Annotated in this window: 9 protein-coding genes; 6 read left to right on the top strand and 3 right to left on the bottom strand. The window is 57.2% G+C overall.

What is annotated here, in order from left to right; translation table 11 throughout:
- Window positions 1–69 precede the first annotated feature (69 nt).
- Window positions 70–522 carry a hypothetical protein gene (locus tag ACGY09_RS12055; protein WP_397571701.1) on the top strand — a complete coding sequence of 151 codons (453 nt, stop codon included), beginning with the start codon at window positions 70–72 and terminating at the stop codon, window positions 520–522.
- A 664-nt stretch (window positions 523–1,186) separates the two neighbouring features.
- Here ACGY09_RS12055 and ACGY09_RS12050 read toward each other — a convergent pair.
- The gene (locus tag ACGY09_RS12050) at window positions 1,187–1,360 is read right to left on the bottom strand and encodes a hypothetical protein (RefSeq protein WP_373650003.1); all 174 of its coding nucleotides are present in this window, start codon (window positions 1,358–1,360) and stop codon (window positions 1,187–1,189) included.
- A 1,997-nt stretch (window positions 1,361–3,357) separates the two neighbouring features.
- Here ACGY09_RS12050 and ACGY09_RS12045 point away from each other — a divergent pair.
- Window positions 3,358–4,134 carry a PEP-CTERM sorting domain-containing protein gene (locus tag ACGY09_RS12045; protein WP_373650004.1) on the top strand — a complete coding sequence of 259 codons (777 nt, stop codon included), beginning with the start codon at window positions 3,358–3,360 and terminating at the stop codon, window positions 4,132–4,134.
- 485 nt (window positions 4,135–4,619) lie between these two features.
- On the opposite strand, the gene ACGY09_RS12040 is transcribed toward ACGY09_RS12045, so the two are convergent.
- On the bottom strand, window positions 4,620–8,588 hold the full coding sequence (locus ACGY09_RS12040; RefSeq protein ID WP_397571700.1) for an AAA family ATPase: 3,969 nt from the start codon (window positions 8,586–8,588) through the stop codon (window positions 4,620–4,622).
- 175 nt (window positions 8,589–8,763) lie between these two features.
- The gene (locus ACGY09_RS12035; protein WP_397571699.1) at window positions 8,764–10,737 is read right to left on the bottom strand and encodes a flagellar basal body P-ring protein FlgI; all 1,974 of its coding nucleotides are present in this window, start codon (window positions 10,735–10,737) and stop codon (window positions 8,764–8,766) included.
- Between the two features lie 620 nt (window positions 10,738–11,357).
- Here ACGY09_RS12035 and ACGY09_RS12030 point away from each other — a divergent pair.
- The 4 genes from ACGY09_RS12030 to ACGY09_RS12015 all read left to right on the top strand — a co-directional run bounded on the left by ACGY09_RS12030 (window position 11,358) and on the right by ACGY09_RS12015 (window position 16,452).
- Window positions 11,358–12,314 (top strand): polyprenyl synthetase family protein, encoded by a 957-nt coding sequence (locus ACGY09_RS12030; protein WP_397571698.1) that lies wholly within the window; start codon window positions 11,358–11,360, stop codon window positions 12,312–12,314.
- 77 nt (window positions 12,315–12,391) lie between these two features.
- Entirely contained in the window at window positions 12,392–14,290 is a 1,899-nt protein-coding gene (dxs, locus tag ACGY09_RS12025) for a 1-deoxy-D-xylulose-5-phosphate synthase (protein WP_397571697.1), read from the top strand.
- 41 nt (window positions 14,291–14,331) lie between these two features.
- A complete protein-coding gene (locus ACGY09_RS12020) occupies window positions 14,332–15,681 on the top strand; it encodes a hypothetical protein (protein ID WP_397571696.1) in 1,350 nt (449 codons plus the stop codon).
- Window positions 15,682–15,723: 42 nt separating this feature from the next.
- Window positions 15,724–16,452, top strand: a complete 729-nt coding sequence (locus ACGY09_RS12015; protein ID WP_397571695.1) for an alpha/beta fold hydrolase — start codon at window positions 15,724–15,726, stop codon at window positions 16,450–16,452.
- Window positions 16,453–16,599: the final 147 nt, after the last annotated feature.

Here is a 16,599-nt window from a genome sequence, read left to right as displayed (position 1 = left end):
AAATCTGCCGGGTGAGTGAATCGCCCGGTTTTCCTCGTAGAAGAATCAATCGAAAAGGCGACGTTCGCAATGGCTAGCAAACGCATGGAGTTGAGAAAGCAGGTCGAAGCTGTTGAAGCTCGCGGCGGCTCGGTCGACACTCCAAAAAAGACAAAGAAGGCGGCCGGCACCAAAACCAAGCGAGTGAAGGAAAAGGTCCAGGCTCGCAAGCGATTGGTCTGGGTCGTGTACAACGGCAGCATGAAAGAAGAGGGGCGATTCCCCTACGACCAGCGAGATGCCGCCGAAGAGAAGATTGAGCTGCTGCGCCAGAAGTCCAAGAAGATGTACTTCATTCAGCCATTGAAAGAAGTCATCGGTGAGCCACCCGGTACTTCCAAGCCAATTTCCGTTGCGGAAATTGAAGATGATGAACAGAAGGTTCTGAAAAGAGCCAGCCTGGAAGACGAGGACGAGGAAGAAGAAGAGGAAGAAGACGACGAGGATGAAGAAGAGGAAGAAGAAGACGACGACGATGAATAACGTCGTCTGACTGATCGGCTACATTCATGCGGCCCCCGACTCGGTTTCGAGTCGGTCGGGCTGTGTGGAGACAAAAAGGGCCCCTTGAGAGTTCTGGTCTCAATCGCTGTCGATTCGCGCCACTGCCGCGCTCCCGCCCTTGCGGTGGAGGATTGGTCCCGTTGTTTTGGGAGTGCCCCTTTCTCGCTTCGGTTCCGAGTCGTTCTCCCGGGGCCGTCTGCACGGGCGTTCGAGATTAGGCGATGTGTTCCCCCTAGCGGCGGAATGGATCGCGGTTTCCGGTCGATAAAACAAAGAACTCACCCCGATTTGTCGGGGTGAGTTCTTTGTTTTAGTGCGAGGCCCGCTGGCTACCCCATCGGCTGAATGTGGTTTGACGACAAGCGGATTGCCGGGTTGTGTCGGCTGGACCTGCCCGGTTCACCATGTCGCGGGATGCACGACTGACGATGAATCGTGATGCAGGACCTGTTCTGGTTTCTCTGCCGGCGTGCTAGGCGAAGTCTCTGTGGTTGGGCGCCGTCCTCTGTGTATGGACGACGTCCGGGGTGTCGATGGCCGCCGGAAAACTTCCCCTCAGTCGGTGTCAGTCTAACGATCTCTGCGGGGTGCCATCTCGCGACATTCGACTCTGGTGTGCACGGTGCGAGCGCGGAGCGCCAACCTATTCCTTGATTCCGAGCTTGTCACGCATGGCCTTGACCTGATTGCGGAAATGATTCGCGTGGAACATCCAGGTTCGTCGCTTTGGCTTGCTTCCGGCAACAGAGGCAAGTCGCTCGTACTTTTCCGCCAGGGCGATCTTCACGTCAATCTTCTTCAATTCGACTTTGGACATCTATAGAGACCTTCAACCAAAAACAACCGAAACCGTCTATCGAAAAGCAATAGACCCGGCGGACCGTCGACGAATCCCGAATGTTAGCGGATTTCCTTCGTCGAGTGTAGCCCTGAAAGTAAGAATTTGATGGACCGATTATAGTGTTGGTTCATAGTGTCACTTTGATGCGTTGTGCGCGGGGTGGTGTACTGGAATGGTGCGGTTTTTCGCTTTTTTGGGAGATGTGGCCTAGAAAAACACCTGACAATGTCGCTATTTTGTGGAAGTGTTCAAGCAAAGCGAAGCGCCTGTTCGGAAATGCTGGTCACGCCTTTCTGCAGATGCTTCGGTTTCGTGCGCACGAAGACGTGAAGAGTAATGGAACTCGGACCAAAGGATTGACACGGTTCCACCAAAGGATTGAGCGCTCAAGCCGCAAGTGGATGGATGTTGATGGTTGCTGGTCGCAGAGCTTTTCGGAAGCGAATCCGATTTTCGCCAAATCGAATAAGCAGCGTCCAGTCTCAATCGACAGTGTTCTCGTGTGCAGAGCTTGTCAATATTGAGGTTCAGTTCTCTGTCGAATTCTGCTCTTTCTTTCGGCAGCGTTCAGTCCCTCGGAGCTTGAGCGACTCTTCAATTCCGCTTGGCGAGACTAAGTGGTCTCGCCGCAGTGACGTCGGCAGCGGTGCGACAGGGCCCAGGGAAGGCACCTCAACAGCGCATGATGTTGCTTCTCCCATCATCGAGAGTAGCGCCGGAAGCTTGTCAGCTGATCAGTCGTTCTCTGGTCGATTGAGGACCAAGTCGGGCGGTCAAGTGACATCTTGTTCACGGCGGAATTCTCTCCAGGCGCCAGTGGTCGACTCGACGGGGCTGGGATCCGATTCTGCTTTCTTAACCTGTCTTTCTTCCGGTCGATGTCGTCAGGATGTTGACGGTGGAGTTGCTAAAAGAGGACAGAGTCGGAACGGTCGAGCCTCCTACGTCTGGCGAATTGGGGGTGACGGAGTTGCTCCAGATTGGTTTTTCGCCAGGGCAGCAGGTCAAAAGCTGTGCGGTAGCGAGGTCTGGGGCTCGGCGAATCATCGCGACCGAGGAAGTGGTGAGGTCCGGCGAGCAGGAAGCTTGCAATTTCCACAGGCAGGTCCCTTGCGAAGAGGCGACGGCCTGTCTGTGGGTGGCATGGTACGTGCACGGGGGTGGGCTGGTCCGTCTTGGGGTAATCTTTCGAACAGTTGTCGCTGCCTTGCGTACATCTGCCATTTTGAAAGTGAAGTCAGGTCGGATTTGATCTCCACTCGTCGAAAGTTCGTTGACGCGAATGTCAGGGTTTTGGAGAGATTGGGGCTTACGCTTAACAGACTGGACAAATGTCGTGACTACCCAAGTTACTTATTCTGTTTGTTCAGTGGTAAAGCGTGAATTCGCGTTACGCGTAGCTGCGTAAAGCCGCAGCACTCCGCATGGAAGCCAAAAAAAGTCTTGCTGAAAAAATCAATGTTGGGATAATCCCGTGGAGCTGCCTGCTGTGCGTTTGTTGTGACCGTAACGCATGTGGAGGTGGTTTTAAGGATTCATAGGTTCGCGTTGCTGAAAGGCAAGTGGATTTTAAGGAAAAATTTCCAGGGACGGGTTGGGTGAACGGACCCACATCACAGTCGAAGGAATGGCTGATTGGGGGACTTCTTAGGACCCTGCAGATCATGCTTACCGGATGGTTGTGGTAAGGAAGTCCAATGTCGTCATTGTTTCCGAGTCGAAGATTCGGAGAGATGGAATGACGCAGTTGAGCGGGTCGACGGACTCGAAGACGTTGGCCCGCGACCGATCGAGTAGATTGGATTTCAAACAGGTTTAGCGGATTTAACGAGGATGGACGTGAAGACAAGTTTGGTTTCAGGGGAGAACGCCATGTGACCTTCTCGGTCGCAGGACCCACCCGCTGATGCGACATTTCAACAATCCGCGCTCTTAACATTCGATCGTGCTAGAAATTGAAGAAAGACCACCAGATGAGAATCCTACCGAAATTCTTAACCCGTCGTGCGCTGCTTTGTGCTGCGCTCCTGATTGTTAACGGTGCAAGCCAGTGCTTTGCCGGTGCGATCGCAACGCCACCAGGTGTCTGGGGAGGACAACAGTTCCGCATCGTGTTTGTCACACCAAACACCACCAATGCGACGTCTTCGAACATCAGCGACTATGATGATTTTGTGAATGCACAAGCAGGGGGCGCTACTTACAACGGAGTCACTGTTCAGTGGCAGGCAATGGCCTCCACCAACGCGGTAAACGCCCGTGATCACGTTGGGCAAACCGGTACGGCAGTCTACCTGGCTGACGGAACTAAGGTTGCCAACTCGGACACCACCGCTGCAGGTGGATTGTGGAGTGCCGGTGGACTTCAGGCCAACATCAGCCAGGACCTGGATGGTAATGACTACTCAGGTCTTGTTTGGACCGGATCCAGCGGGATTGGTACGACGTACGCAACGATTCCCGTTCCTGGCGATCCACCGGTCCAGTGGGGATTGGGATCAAGCGGCTTTAACGGCAACAACAAGTCGGAAACCGGGAGCATCCTCGGTGGTATCGGTGGTTACACGTGGCTCTCGATTCCAGCCGGTGTCCAACTGAATACCGACCTCTACCAGGTCTACGGAATTTCAGAAGTTCTGACCGCAGTGCCCGAACCTTCGTCGTTCCTCATGTCGGGGATCGGACTTGTCGCAATCGGCTTCGTGACGAAGTTGCGACGCCGTCAGGCAGTCGGTTCAGAAACGGTTTGATATGAAAACGGTCACACGTTTGATCTAAATCGATCATAGTGCAAAGTTGAGAAAAGCGGGCTGTGGTTTCACCACAGCCCGTTTTTCTTTCACGGCCTTCGCTGTAACAGAGGCGATCGACCCTCGCAGCCGGCCTGGGTACGGAACCTCGTTCCCCGCACATCAGCCGCAACGTATCCGCAAGAGGAAACGCTCGTCACAGGACTCGCCCTCATCAGAAGCCCTTTTGGATGCGCGGTCGGTCCGGTTCGTTTTTGTTTCCCGTACAAGCGGCGGTCGAACGGAACGGGCGTCTCAGACTCAATGATGACCGGCTGATCCACCGGGAACGCGAGGGGTGCTGCCGGGTGCCGAGGGTGTGGGCGGCAGTGCCATCGCAAAGCCGCCTGATCGGGGCTGAGTCCCTTTCAGGGCGTGATCCACGCCTGTTCCTGGGCGGATCGTCCCGTATTGACTGATCGCCAAACGGTGTGGGGATCGCAGTGCTACGCAGCGGACGATTGTTGAGGCGATGTCTTAAAGTTGCCGTCGTCGCTGACGTCTTCGAATCGGACGCTCATTCGTTTTGAGATCCCCGACTCTTCCATCGTCACTCCGTAGAGGACGTCGGCGACCGTCATTGATCGCTTATGGTGCGTGATCATGATGAACTGGGTGGATTGCTGGAATGCCTTCACCACCGCAGTGAACCGTTCGACGTTGGCTTCGTCCAGTGCTGCATCGACTTCGTCAAGGATACAGAACGGGCTGGGCTTGCTCTTGAAGATCGCCATGATCAAGGCGATGGCCGTCATGGTTTTTTCACCCCCGCTCAGCAAGGAAATGCTGCGAAGTTCTTTCCCGGGGGGACGGGCTGCGATGTCGATGCCGCAGTCGAGCACGTCGTCGGGGTCTTCGAGGACAATGTCCCCTTCACCTCCACCGAACACCTGACGGAACAGTTCCTGAAAATTCTTTCGAATTGTCTCGAACGTCTCGGAGAACAGGCGCCGACTTTCGGAATTGATCTTCCGGATGATGTCTTCCAGTGTCTGTTTGGCTTCGACCAGGTCCTGCAATTGGGATGAAAGCTGCGAATAGCGGCTTTCCAGCATGTCCAGATCGCGGAGGCTGTCCGTGTTGACGGCCCCCATCAGTTTCAGTTGTTTTCGCAACCGGTTCACACGGGATTCAATTTCCGGCCGGACGTCTTCGAATCGCAATCCGCCAAATGGCGAATCTTCGTCGGTGTCCGTAGCGTCCTTATCCTGATGGTCGCTGCCGGTCGATGCCATTTCACCAGCATCCGGGTCGGTTGCGTGCCCGGAATGGACTTCGCGGGTTATCCGGGATTCGAATTCACCCTCTGCCGGATCGCTGGCCGTCGTGTGGGACCCGTCACCTGGTGCAGCAGCCTTGGCCGCTGCGGACTTTCGGCCGGCGTTCAGCCCATTCTTTCCGAGACCGCCCCGTTCGTCGAGGAAGAGTTTGAATGCGGAAACACCTGACTGGACTACCTCAGACAGTTGCAACTGGTAGTCTTCTTCGAGTTGCTCGGCCAGTTTGGCGAGTGAGTTATTCATGTCACGGACGCGGATCTCGTCCGTATGATGGCGATCGGCCAGTTCACGGCGTTCCTTGCGGATGACCAGTTCCTGCTCGACGATCTGACTTCGCTCCACGCGAAGGCCCATTTTCTGTCGGTCGAGTCCTCGTGCCGCCGTCTGGATCTGTTCGGCCGTGAGCAGTAATTCGTCACGCATGGCACGGGTATTCAGGATCTGAAGCAGGATCTGCGATCGTTTACTCGTCGACATCACGAATCGGCGTTCTGCTTCTTCATCCTGTGCAGAACGGGATTGGTGCTCGACTTTCAGCCGCAGCACGTGGGCCTGAAGTCCGTCGAGACGTTCTCGCTGTTTTACGAGGTCGAGCTGCCCTTCACTCCGTCGGTGCTCAATCTCTCGACAAGCTTTTTCCAGCGTCTGCAGTTCCTCTCCGGCGACATCGAGTTTTGCCGCAAGTTGCTGGAGCTGTTGCTCGGTTGCGAGAGCCTGTTCTTCCACCAGTGCGAGTTCCTGTTGCTGGTTTCGCAGGATCTCATCGCTGCTGGCAAGTTGTTCGGTGAGGGTCTGCCGTTCCTGTTTCAGGCGATCGAGGGTTTGATCAACGGCAGAAAGTTCCGCCTTGAGATCAGCCAGTCGCTGATTCGCGTAGTCGAGTTCCGCCGCAGCGGCCTCCAGTTCTGTGTCGGCGCCGGTGAGTGACTGATACATCGCCTGAAGCGAGCTTTCTGCGGCGGTGATATCGCGATCCAGCAGGGACAGGTCGTTTTTCAGTCGCCGCAGTTCGCTCTTGCGAGACAGCAGTGACGTTTCGCTACGGATCGGGCCGACGATCAGGGTTCCATTCGCTTCGAGCAATTCCCCTTGCAGCGTCACGAATCGCAAGTTCGCACCGGGACCCGTTGCAAGGCGCACGGCCACGTCCATGGATTGGACGATCCAGGTGTCCGCCAGGACCGCCGCGGCAAGTCCCTCGATTCCCTTGGTGGAAGCGACCAGCAAATCCGCTCGCATGACGACCCCGGGTTCCTGAGAGAGATCAGGAAGGGCCGCAGGATTGAGCTGCAGATGGATGAAGCGGTGATTTCGAGTGACGGGGGGGACGGCAGCGCGGCTGGTGCGGTCGGGAATCGCCAGAAAGCCGACGCGACCCGAAAGCTGAACGGTCCCCTGGTTCAGGTAATCGAGCAGTGCCTGATACTCTTTGAGAATGATGAGCTGAGCCCGCGAGCCGAGTGCCACTTCGAGTAGTGCGGCCCGTTCGAGATCGACATCCAGCAGGTCAGCAACGCAGCCCTGGATGGAATTCCACGGCGCTTCTCGCGATGTGCGGGCTCGGGTGAGGATATCTTTCACCCCGATCCCCACCCCTTCCTGACGCAGTTCGAGGTCTTCCAGCAGGCTCTTGCGCGCCTGCGCTGCACTGCGGCGTTCTCTCAGTTCCGCGAGCGATTGTTTGGCATTCTCTTGAACGCCCATCAAGTGGCTGCGGTGAGCCTGAGTGTTCCGCAGGCTTTGCAAAGCGGCGGTCTGGATCTGGGCAGCGACGTTGGCGCGCTCGAGGCAGCGTCCCCGCTCGATTTCCCGTTCGGCAAGAGTCCCTTCGAGAGCGTCTCGCAGAGACAGGATTCTTTGTCGATCGGTCTGCTGTCCCGCAATATGAGCCCGTAGCGAGGCGACGGAGTTGGTGGAGGCCGAGACGGTTCGGGTCAGTTCCAGACGCTGGGTGCGGTCACGTTCCACTTCTTCGCGTCGTTCTGCAAGCTCGCGTGCCGCCACCTGCAGGCGTTCTTCCTCGTCCGCAACGCGTTGCTGATTCGTCGCGTAGTCGGCTTCGACTTGTTCCAGCCGCTGCTGCTCGAGCTCGATCTCCAGCGTTGTCGCTTGTGCCCGGCGGGCCAGGGTCAGCTTCTGCTTGCGGAGACGGGCAAGCTCCGACTCCAGTTCCTGAAGACGAGCACTCTGGAACTGAATCGTCGCTTCGTGACCGGCGATCGCTTCGCGTCCGATGGAGTTCTGGCGCTCGACGTCGCGAAGTTGATCATCAAGCGTGGCGAGTTCCGCGTCGAAGGCTGCCTCACGTTGTTCGATGACAGCCTGTCGCTCGTTCAAGACGGCAAGTCGCCCGCTGGAGACGACAAGTTGATCCTCCAGGATTTTTCGTTCGGCGGTGAGGTGTCGGAAATCATCTGCCGCCAGACCCAGCCACCACTGCTTGAGCGCGGTCGAGATGTCATGGTATTTGGCCGCCTTGGCCGCCTGGCTGCGAGTGGAGTTCAGTTGCGCTTCGACTTCGTCGACGATGTCGGTCAGCCGTTCGAGATTCTGCCCCACGCGTTCGAGTTTTTTCTGCGCCTCAACCTTACGGGCCTTAAAACGGCTGATTCCCGCTGCTTCTTCGAAGACGGCACGTCGGCTGGCCGAATTTCCCTGCAGAATCTGATCGACACGTCCCTGTTCGATGATGCTGTAGGCGGCTGTCCCCGCTCCCGTTCCCAGAAACAGGTCCTTGATATCCTTCAGTCGCGCGGGAGCCCGATTGAGAAGGTACTCGGCATCCCCGTTTCTCCAGATCCTCCGACCGATCTGAACTTCCTGCATGTCGAGCGGAAGCTGACCCTGGGAGTTATCAAAGGTTAATGTCGCCTCGGCAAAGGCACTGGCTTTACGACTGGACGAACCGTTGAAGATGACGTCCGTCATCTCTTTGCCACGGAGACTTTTGGCGGACTGGTCCCCCAGAATCCACTTCATTGCGTCGACGACGTTGCTCTTCCCGCTCCCATTCGGTCCGACAACGCAGTTAATACCTGTCGAAAAATCGAATCGAGTTCGGTCGGCGAAACTTTTGAAGCCGAACAGTTCGAGTGACTTGAGCATTTTGGGGTATCGCGTAAGGGAATGACTCATTCCCGGTCGGTCGCTTGTGCGGCCTTCGTGTCGTTGACGGGACTCGCAGAGGGGAGCGCTCTGCTCTTCGGATCTTCATCGGTCCGGGGAGTGTGAGCGTCCCTGAGTGAAGTGGATTCAGTATGTCGGGATGGGCCTCGGCTTTCGGCGGGAACAGGATGGAAATGGGGACGTGCTATTTTTTATTGAACCAGGACCAGCTTCCCTTGGATTTGTCACCTTTCTTTCTGGATGACCTGGAACTGCTGGATTCCATTTCTGCCGGTTCACTGTTGATCGGCTCGACGGGAATGTTGGCCATGGTTCCGCTTCTTTCTTCGTCATCGCCCCGCTCTTCGCGAGCCGAGTCTTCTTTCCGGCGAGCGGCTTCGTCAGGATCATGGATGGCGGGAAAGCTGCCGGGAGCGGACTGGTCGCGTCCAATCTTGACTGCCCGTTTACCCCCGGTGATCGCATCGGCCGAGGGACGATGGTAGACACGGCCGGCTGCCGGCAGTTTGTCTGCGGCGAGTGGGACGGCCAGGTTCTTCTGCTTGGAGGTGTCGGCCAGAAGTTGCAGAACATCCGGGTACGTCGCACCCAGTTCGTTTGCCGCCCGGATCACGTCCGCGACCTTCAGTGAAACTTCTTTACGCTCATCCGGTTTACCCACTTCAAATCGTGCCAGCGAGACCGTTGTGGCTCCGGGTTGAGCAGTCACGATGATCTTCTTCCCCGCCGATGCGTACATGGGGGGGCGAAATTCCTGATGAGCTCCGAAGACGACAATCTCAGGTCGGGTTCTCAGAGTGACGTGGACGAGATCGGGGCCGGTCGTGTGAACGACATGCAGCTTGTACTCATTGTCGAGGTTCTCGTCCCCCTCGCGAATCCCGAGTCGTTCGCCCCGAATGAAGGGGTCGTTTCGATCGAGCGTCCAGAGCGCGCGGAAAGCACCGTAGCGGGTCTCGTCATTGGCCTCGTTCATCAATTCCCGTAGAGCCAGATGAGCTTCTGCGTCTTCCAGAGTTGAGATGGCGGACAAGGCAAAGACGCGGAAGGCACGTTCCTTTCGGGCCGCTTCGATGAGGGCAGGTAAACCGGATGAGTCACCCAGGTAGGCCAGCGCCACGGCAGAGTGAAATCGGGACTCCAGTGTTGGGGCGACAATCCCTTTTTTCAGAATCGGGATCGAATCGTTGCCGATGGCTTCGAGTTGCAGGGCACTGGAGTGAGCCGTTTCGGGAACTTGCAGATCGTGGGCCAGACGGGTCATACGGACGCGCAGCTGAATCGGCTCTTCGCGAAACGCCATGTGCCGGATGACCTGCAGATAGCGGGGAAAGTTATCGCGATAACGGGGGTGGACCGAAAGAACCAGCCGTTGATCAGTCTTGGCGGTCGCAAGTGGTTTCTTGATGCCATGTTCATCGAAGTGGTGGAAGCGACGTCCGATGGCGTCGGCGATGCGTTGTGCATTTCGAACGCTGCGGAAGTCGTTTTTCAGGAACATCGAGAGCTCGCGTTCCTTCTTGACGACCGCTCCACTGAGAACGCGGCCCCGACGCAGCAAAGCAGGTTCCGTGGTGGTGTGAGCGGCCAGTCCGGCAGTCAGAACGGGGCCACGGGCGATGGCGTAATCCCAACCGCTCTTGAGCTCGCCGCCGACCATGGCTTTGTCTGACAGGCGGACATCCAGCAGTTCACCCCCCACCAGGCTGGTGGCATTGGCGCTTTCCGGGATCTGGACTTCGACATCCAGACGATCCCCTTTTTTGGCGGTCGGCGACAGGTAGGCTCGCACGGTCACGAGTGCGGTGGTCGGTGACTCGAGGATCGCATTGGGCACCCGATATCCCTGCTGCTTCAGGTCTTCCATCAGCAGGGAACGGAATTGGGAAGGAGCCGGGTCACCACCGGTTCCCGAAAGTCCGCGGACCAGACCGACGCCGTGAAGAACAATCGGATCCAGGCCCGCGAAGGTCGTATGGTCGCCGATGAGAGGTGTATTGACCTTGGTCTGATATTTCTGGTCATCCTCTTCGTCTTCGTCATTGATCTCGATCGGAGCAGCCGGGCGGGCCCATAGCAATGCGGGAGTGGCGGCAGCGATTGCAGCCGAATGGAGCCAATGGCGTCGGCTGAAGCCTGTTGAATTGAACTCGTTCATGGATTGTGATTCCTTTCACAGTGAATCGATGCCGCTCGAGCTTCGACGATCGTGGACCTGTAAGCTGGGATCGCCAGCTCGTATGCACTAGCCTGAACTGTGAGAATCAATGGCGAAGATCGGGATGTGATCAGCTTTGAAGTGATGCTGGCGAACGTGTCTGATGAAGGACCGTTCCTGACTCGAATTCAGATTGTGCTTCGGGAATGGCGCGGAAGTTATGTTCAGATGGCAAGACGGTCAAGATGAACTTTCCTGCGCCGACGGGCGGGGAATGTCTGCCCCCCAGGCTGTGCGATTCTTCAGTGGGCCTGTCGTCCCGTCCTGTCCTGCGAACCGGCTTTGAATGAGGTGGTGCGAGGAACTGCTGGCGAGACCTGATGGCAGCAAGTCGTGAAATTCGTGGCACTTATGCCTGCGTTTCTCTCATCACCAATAAAGGCATGTGTTGTCGGGGATTAACCGCGGGCATGGATCTTTTTGCTGATTTTGTTCGGTGCGACTTTGATCTAAGTCAGTCTGTTGATTAGCATACTGCGTTGATGGACCGCGGCTTGGGTTTGGACGAAGGGTGACCTGAGCGATCTCTTGAAGTAGTCGCATGGATGCGGGTGGACTCAATGTCAGTGGCTGGCCAACAGTTTGAAACCGATCTGGTAGAGTTGCGTAACCGCGTTAACGCGCGGTTGGCCGACTACATGACTACGTCGACTGACTGTCCCGAGAAATTGCGTGAGGCAATGTCTTACAGCCTTCTCGCCGGGGGCAAACGCCTTCGCCCCGTGCTGGTGCTACTCGCTTGCGAAGCGTGTGGAGGCAAGCTGGAAGAGGCACTGCCCGCCGCTTGCGCTGTCGAAATGATACACACTTATTCGTTGATCCATGACGATTTGCCGGCGATGGACGACGATGATTATCGCCGCGGACGATTGACCAACCACAAGGTGTTCGGCGAAGGGATGGCGATTCTGGCAGGGGATGCGCTGCTGACGCTCGCCTTTGAAGTTCTCGCCCGCGATATTCAGCCAGCAGCGGTCGCTGCGGCCTGCTGTGCCGATCTGGCTTCAGCCGCCGGTTGTTGTGGGATGGTGGGGGGGCAGGTCGCTGATCTGGAAGCCGAACAGCAACTGGAAAAGCAGAACCAGAATTCGACCGATGCACACGGCTCTGGTTCCGATCCCGAGCAGAATCGTGTCCATCTTGCCCAGCTTGAAGCGATTCACCAGCGTAAGACCGGGCGATTGTTGACGTCGGCCGTCACCATGGGGGCACGCGTTGCGCAGGCGAGTGTTGATTCGATTCACCGGCTGCAGGAATTCGGAAAACGTGTTGGTTTGGCCTTTCAGATTGCGGATGACTTGTTGGATGTGACAGGAGATGCCGCAAAGCTTGGCAAAAAGGTGGGAAAAGACGCGACACTGGGGAAAATGACGTATCCTGCCTTGCTGGGGATCGATGCCAGCCGCAAAAAAGCAGATGACCTGATTACTGAGGCATGTCGACTGATCGAGCCGTTGGGGGCTGGAGCTCACCCGCTAGGGGAACTGGCCAAGTTTGTCGCGAGACGAGATCACTAAGACCGAACGCAGAGCGTCGGTAGCGTATAAGATATGATTCCCATTTCGTTTCGGGAATTAATTCACTGGAGTCGATAATGAAGTTTGAACTGCTGCCACGAATTCACTCGCCCCGGGATCTCAAAGGTCTGACGGACCAGCAGCTGGTTCAACTGGCTGACGAGATTCGTGAGGCGTTGTGTAACCTGGTGCAGGAACGGTCGGCTCACTTTGCCAGCAACCTGGGTGTTGTCGAGCTGTGCCTCGCGCTTCATCTGGTCTACGACTTCTCCAAGGATCGCCTGATCTGGGATACCGGTCACCAGATCTATCCGCACAAACTGATCACCGGTCGTTTCGAACAGTTTTCCACGATTCGGACCAAGGGGGGGCTGATGGGCTTTCCCAATCCGAATGAAAGCCCCTACGACCTGTTCATGACGGGCCACGCCGGGGCGAGTGTTTCGACCGTCCTGGGGATGAAAGCGGCAGATGATCTGCTGGGCGATTCGTCCCGCAAGTCGGTCGCTGTCATTGGTGACGGTGCACTGCCATCGGGCGTGGTCTTCGAAGCGATGAACAACGCGGCCGAACTCAACAAAGACCTGCTGGTCATCCTCAACGATAACGAGATGGGGATCTGCCCGCGTGTCGGTGGCTTGGCGACCTATCTCGACAAGGCCCGGACCGCTCCGTTCTATAATGGACTCAAACGGGACGTGAACTGGCTGCTGAACAAGCTGCCGATGGTCGGAAAAACGTCACGCGATGCGATCGGTCAGTTCAAGGACGCGCTGAAGGCGTTCCTGCATGGGGGAATGCTGTTCGAAGAGATGGGCTTCCGGTATATCGGTCCCGTTGATGGCCACGACCTGTTCGCCTTGCGCAATGCGCTCGAGATGGTGAAGGAAGTCACCGGGCCTGTCCTGCTGCACGTCTTCACCCAGAAGGGACATGGGTTTGAGCCGGCATGTGAAGACCCGGTTACTTACCACGCCCCCGCCCCGTTCGCACGGAACACGAAGAACGAAGTCGTCTCGATCAAGAAGTCGACGGCTCGTGCCTATACCAATTCGATGAGCGATGCGATTTACGATGCCATGCAGAGTGATCCCAAAGTCTGCGTCCTCACTGCAGCCATGTGCGAAGGGAACAAGCTGGGCCGGGTTCGCATGGATTTCCCGGATCGGTTCTTCGATACCGGAATTTGCGAGGCACACACCGTTGCCTTCGCGGGGGGGATGGCCAAGAGCGGGATGCGGCCGATCGTGAATATCTACAGCACGTTCCTGCAGAGAAGCTTTGATCATATCTTCCAGGAAGTTGCGCTTCAGAATCTGCCAGTCACGTTCTGTCTGGATCGCGGTGGATTCGCCGGTCCTGATGGACCGACGCACCACGGTGTCTTTGACAATACCTACATGCGTGTGTTCCCGAATATGACTGTGATGGCGCCGGGGGACGAACTGGACGTCGCACCGATGCTGGACTTTGCGCTGGCTCATAGCGGACCGACTTCGATCCGCTATCCGAAAGCCAACGTTGAACACGTGGCACGTGCTGAATGTCCCATCGAGTATGGCAAGGCAGAAGTCCTTCGCTGGGGCGAGGACGGCATGTTCGTCGCCTTCGGGTCGCTGTTTACCGCCTGCGTGGCCGCCTCAGACCGTCTCAAGGAAGAGGGGCTGGACGTGGGGGTGATCAACGCTCGTTTCGCCAAGCCCATCGATCAGGCGACGATCTTCCGTGCACTTGAAGAGACCGGATTCGTCGTCACCGTGGAGGAAAACTCCCTCTGCGGAGGTTTCGGAGCGGCTGTGCTCGAAGCTGCGAACGCTGCGGGAGTCTCCACGAACAATCTCAAGTGCCTCGGCATCCCCGACCGGTTCATCGAGCATGGTGAACGGGAAGAATTACTGGCCGACATCGGGCTGGATGTGGATGGACTTGTTGCCACTGCTCTCGCCCTGGCCGATCGAGGGACACTCGTCGAATAGCTGGCAGGAATCGCCTCACCATCAAGACAAGGATGTTGTCTATGCGCCAAACAGCCCGCTTCGTCTGCCTCGCCCTGAGCGGACTCCTGTTGATGGGACCGTCGATCGCCAGGTCGGCCGACAAGTATAAGTTGGAAGAACCTGTCGATGACGTACGCGTCTTCGGCGTGGGGACTCGCGTTGATGTGTCGGGCAAACTGCTGGTCGCGCCGAAGGCCGAACCCCTTTCTCAAAGCGTTTCGGCCGCTTTGTCTTATCGTGAGCGAAGACTGCTGGGGCCGGGAGCCGAAGCAGAGTCATTTCGGTCGGTCCGGGAATACGAAACGGCGCAGGCCGAGATCAATGTCGACAGCAACAAGACGGCGATCAAGTTGCCTGATCCGCTGAAGCTGATCGTGGCTCAGGGGCGTCCAGATGGTGTCGAACTGTATGGCCTGGCAGGTCTGTTGACCGCTAACGAACTCGATTTGATCCGCTCGCCAGCGGATAGCCTGGCACTCATCGCGCTCCTTCCGAATAAAGAAGTCGAGGTCGGTGATGAGTGGACCGTTCCCGGGTGGGCATTTCAGATGCTGACCGCCCTCGATGCGGTGATCAAGGGAGAACTCAAGTGCAAGCTGGAGTCGATTGAGAAAGGCGTTGCGCGGATTCGAATGAACGGAAAGCTGGAGGGGGCGGCCGTCGGTTCCACGACGGAAGTGACCGTCTCAGGCTTCTATTCCTACCATCTCGAAGGGAAGTACATTTCGGATACCGACTTCGTGCAGCTCGAAACGCGCGCTGTCGGGCCGGTCAGTCCCGGCCTGGAGATCAAGGCCCACATTCGGTTGCTCCGTCAGCCTGCGAAAGTTCCCGGGCGACTGGGCGATCGGAAGATTATTGATCAGTCTAGCGAAGAACCGGACGAATCCGCCAAGTACATTCGATTTGAATCCCCCTGGAATATCGGACTTCAACACGGGCGGCACTGGCACCTGTTCAAGGTTGATGAGAATGTTGCCGTCTTTCGACTGCTGGACCAGGGGAATTTCGTCGCCCAATGTGACATGGCTTCGATTGCTGCCGCCAAACCGGGTGAGCACCTGCCAGAACAGACATTTCTCAGTGATATCCGACGTTCCCTGGGGGATCGCGTTCGTTCGATGAGTAAGGGTGATGTCGTTCCTTCCTCAGATCGCAAGTTTGTGTTTAAGGTGATGGCAGAGGGACTGGTTGGCGAGCGCGCCATGACCTGGGTCTTCTACCTTGTCGCGGATCCGTCGGGGCGGCAGGCATCACTGATGTTCTCTGTCGATACTTCGCTGGTCCCCACAATGGGGAAACACGATCGTGAACTGGTGGATTCTCTGAAGTTCGGCCCTGCCCCACCGCCACGTGCCGCAGGAAGATAGGCATACGACGGGGCGAATCTTGTTACCTGCAAAAGAACGACCGTGAATTCTGAATCGGCTCCTGGTTCACGCGACACACAGGCACCTCTCATCCTGTTGCCAGGTCTGGGGGGTGACAGCCGTATGTTCCGCCCTCAGCGCGTCGCTTTTCCCGACTTGATCGTTCCGGAGTGGATCGAGCCGCTTCCCCGGGAACCTCTGGTCGAGTACGCAGCCCGACTGGCGAAAGAGATCGATCCCGGAAAACCCTGCTACATCGGCGGGGTCTCGTTCGGGGGAGTCGTGGCACTGGAGTTAGCGACGCACTTAAACGCGCGGGAGTGCTTCCTGATCGGGAGTATCCGGTCACATCAGGAATTGCCGCGACGGTTGGCGATGTTTCGTCCGGTCTCGAGTCTGGTCATGGTTCCCAAGTGGCTTTCCCCCTTCGTATTGGGATGCTTTGGCCGCTATTTGCCACCGCTCCGACGGGGTGTGCTTCACCAATTGAATGACGCCGAAGGACGTTTTCTTCGCTGGGCCGCTCAAGCCATCCTCCGCTGGAAGCCTTCGAAGGGAGTCGAGAACCTGCGTGTGTTTCAGATTCACGGTGACCAGGATCTGATCTTCCCGCCCCAATTGACCAGGGCCGATCGAGTGATCGCGGGGGCCGGGCATCTGGTCTCCATGACCCACTCGGCTGCCGTCAACGGGTGCCTGCGCGAGCGGATGACGTTCCGGGATGCGTTGCCCGGTGCGGACTCTCCGCAGGGGTTTCCTGAACTGGACTGAATCGAAGGGCGTTCTGCCCTCCAGGCTGGTCTTCGCGTCACCGAAGTGAAGGTGGTCGAGCGTTGCCGACGTGATCGTGAACGCGGTAGGCTGGAACTGTCTGATCGACAATCCACCACGTGCGGGCCGTTCACTGAAGTCACAGGA

The organism is Schlesneria sphaerica, from assembly GCF_044336245.1.
Taxonomy (GTDB): Bacteria; Planctomycetota; Planctomycetia; order Planctomycetales; family Planctomycetaceae; genus Schlesneria; species Schlesneria sphaerica.
Note: the sequence above shows the minus strand (reverse complement) of the source record. Positions and strands in the feature narration are given on the sequence as shown.

Coding starts and splice junctions, on each gene's coding strand:
- ACGY09_RS12040 (WP_397571700.1), bottom strand. CDS start 8,588: ATGAGTCATTCCCTTACGCGATACCCCAAAATGCTCAAGTCACTCGAA.
- ACGY09_RS12035 (WP_397571699.1), bottom strand. CDS start 10,737: ATGAACGAGTTCAATTCAACAGGCTTCAGCCGACGCCATTGGCTCCAT.
- ACGY09_RS12045 (WP_373650004.1), top strand. CDS start 3,358: ATGAGAATCCTACCGAAATTCTTAACCCGTCGTGCGCTGCTTTGTGCT.
- ACGY09_RS12030 (WP_397571698.1), top strand. CDS start 11,358: ATGTCAGTGGCTGGCCAACAGTTTGAAACCGATCTGGTAGAGTTGCGT.
- ACGY09_RS12055 (WP_397571701.1), top strand. CDS start 70: ATGGCTAGCAAACGCATGGAGTTGAGAAAGCAGGTCGAAGCTGTTGAA.
- ACGY09_RS12050 (WP_373650003.1), bottom strand. CDS start 1,360: ATGTCCAAAGTCGAATTGAAGAAGATTGACGTGAAGATCGCCCTGGCG.
- ACGY09_RS12020 (WP_397571696.1), top strand. CDS start 14,332: ATGCGCCAAACAGCCCGCTTCGTCTGCCTCGCCCTGAGCGGACTCCTG.
- dxs (WP_397571697.1), top strand. CDS start 12,392: ATGAAGTTTGAACTGCTGCCACGAATTCACTCGCCCCGGGATCTCAAA.